Raw genomic sequence first — 2238 nt, forward strand, 5'->3', positions numbered from 1 at the left:
GTATGGGTACGACGATTCAGGCTTGGTCACCATTCCAATATGGTATGTTTGAAGGAACATTTATTGGTAGTGATAAATTTCCAGAATTGAATAAGAAGTTACAAGAACTAGCTGATAAATATGGTGTAAGTAAGAATGCCATTGCAACAGCTTGGATCTTGAGACACCCAGCTGAAATTCAAGTTATTATCGGAACAATGAATCCAGATCACATTAAAGATAGTGCTGCTGGTTCAGATGTTGAGTTAACTAAACAAGAATGGTATGACGTTTACTTTGCAGCAGGTAATGATTTGCCATAGGATTGCTGAACTACTTTTTATTTTATGAAATTAAATAATCTCCTTATGAGTTTATGTGAAGTTATTTTTCGCATAGATTCGTAAGGAGACTTCTATTGTTTTTATGTCCTTGTCAACGATGAATTCGGGGTAACAAAAATAGCCTTGGCAATCTAAAAGATTACCAAAGCCATTTAATGCTCGAAAGCTAAACATGTTTTGTGTCACTGTTTTTTATTATATGGTGTGAAGGTTATTTACCAGTGAACTTAGCATGGCGTTTTTCTAGGAATGCTGTCATACCTTCAGTTTGGTCTTCTGTAGCAAATGTTTGTGCCCACATTTGTGTTTCGAAGTCGATAGCTGTATCCAATGGTAAATCAGCGGCACGGTCGATAACGTACTTGGCCATACCAACGGCAATCAAACCATTCTTCATGATTGTCTTAGCAATTTCTGTAGCTTTGCTGATCAATTCTTCAGGTGCAGCAATTTCATCAGCAACGCCTACACGGTAAGCTTCGTCAGCATCAATCATTGTACCAGTAGCAATCATTTCCTTGGCTTTACCACGACCAACAAGACGTGTTAGACGTTGTGTACCACCAAATCCAGGAACAATTCCAAGTGTTACTTCAGGTTGACCAAACTTGGCTTTATTAGAAACGATACGCATGTCACATGATGAAGCTAATTCAAGTCCACCACCTAAACAGTATCCATTAACAGCAGCAATTGTAAATTGTTTCAAGTTTTCAATCTTGCCGAATGAATTATGTGCTAGTTTTGAAAGTTCAGCGGCTTCGATAGGATTCATATCTCTCATTTGAGAAATATCTGCGCCAGCAACGAATGATCTATCGCCTGAACCTGTAACGATCAATACTTTAATAGCATCTTCATTCTTCTTAACAACATCAAGAGCATCACCAATATCAACCAATGTAGCTGAGTTAAGAGCGTTTAGTGATTTTGGACGGTTGATTGTTAATGTAGCAATTCCATCGTTAACGTCTAGTAATACGTTTTCGAAATCTTTCATACCTGTTAATTCTTTTAAGCTTGTTGATTCTGTCATGTTAGTAACATCCCTTCAAAGTTAGTTACCAGCAAGTACTTTCGAGACCAATACTAAAGATAATTTTTAAAAATGCAAATTTTGAACTAGAATTTTGAAATTATGAAGCCCGAAAACACGGCTTTTTGAATTTCTGAAAAATTTTTTCTACCCCAAAAGTTTGTGAAAAATAGTCTTTACCAGACAATGTAAACGCTATCATATCGGCAAATTAGACGATCTATAACATATAGTTATTAGAACCATGAATAAATATCAATATTTACGCGGTGAAATTTCTCCGTTATAGTTCAGTTTGCCAAGTTGATTACTTCGGAGATGATTCGTTAAAAGGTCAAAGTTATGATCTATATTTTGACTTGGTAAAAAACTTTTGGGGGTATTTAACAATGAGCGGAACTTGGGATGCACGCTTCGCAGCTGAGTTTTTTGGAACAATGATTTTGGTATTATTCGGAAATGGTGCAGTAGCAAACTCATTTCTTAAAGACACGACCGGTAATGGGGAAAACGGCCAAGCCAATGGTGGTTGGATTTTTATCGCCGTCGGATACGGCTTAGGTGTTATGATTCCTGCTATGATGTTTGGGTCAATCTCTGGTAACCATTTGAATCCAGCGATTACTATCGCACAAGCAGCAGCCGGAATCTTTCCTTGGGCAAAAGTGACACCTTATCTTGTCTTTCAATTTTTAGGTGCTATGGTAGGTCAATTACTAGTGTTAGTAATCTATTGGCCATACTACAAACGTACTAAAGACGAAGGAGCAATCTTTGCAACCTTCTCAACTGGTGATACAGCCGGTAGTACGATGAACGGTTTTTGGACTGAAGCAATTGGTACAGCAATTTTGACATTTGTAGCAATGGGATTATATC

The 2238-nt window shown here is 37.4% G+C and carries 3 protein-coding genes; 2 read left to right on the top strand and 1 reads right to left on the bottom strand.

What is annotated here, in order from left to right; all coding sequences use genetic code 11:
* The coding region (locus FHL06_RS12435) for an aldo/keto reductase (protein ID WP_192917986.1) at positions 1–302 on the top strand (302 nt) is incomplete at its 5' end.
* Positions 303–534: 232 nt separating this feature from the next.
* On the opposite strand, the gene FHL06_RS12440 is transcribed toward FHL06_RS12435, so the two are convergent.
* Positions 535–1359, bottom strand: a complete 825-nt coding sequence (locus tag FHL06_RS12440) for an enoyl-CoA hydratase-related protein (RefSeq protein WP_238334042.1) — start codon at positions 1357–1359, stop codon at positions 535–537.
* 389 nt (positions 1360–1748) lie between these two features.
* Here FHL06_RS12440 and FHL06_RS12445 point away from each other — a divergent pair.
* Positions 1749–2238, top strand: a 490-nt coding sequence (locus FHL06_RS12445) for an MIP/aquaporin family protein (RefSeq protein ID WP_153386892.1), incomplete at its 3' end; no start/stop codon positions are given.

Origin of the sequence: Companilactobacillus halodurans, assembly GCF_009600985.1 — a bacterium.
Taxonomy (GTDB): Bacteria; Bacillota; Bacilli; order Lactobacillales; family Lactobacillaceae; genus Companilactobacillus; species Companilactobacillus halodurans.